Raw genomic sequence first — 277 nt, 5'->3', positions numbered from 1 at the left:
CCACGAAGCCAGCGAAGGAGAGATCTGCATCGAATGGAAATCACGCCCGCTGGCATTGATGGAAGGCTACGCCGGCAACGCCGAAAAAACGGCCGAAGCCATGCGCGGCGGCGTGTATCACACCTCAGACATTGCCGCGCGCGACGCAAGCGGCTACCTCACCTACGTTGGCCGCGCCGACGACGTATTTAAGGCATCGGACTACCGCGTGAGCCCGTTCGAGCTGGAAAGCGTGCTGATCGAGCACCCCGCCATCGCCGAGGCCGCGGTTGTGCCC

Annotated in this window: 1 pseudogene; it reads left to right on the top strand. The window is 63.5% G+C overall.

From position 1 onward, the window contains the following. A pseudogene (locus ACVA58_RS28055) lies at window positions 1–277 on the top strand (acetate--CoA ligase); the annotation flags it as partial.

The sequence above is a fragment of the Photobacterium sp. DNB22_13_2 genome (assembly GCF_052873915.1).
The sequence above is the reverse complement of the archived record's forward strand: the minus strand, read 5'-3'. Positions and strand labels throughout refer to the sequence as shown.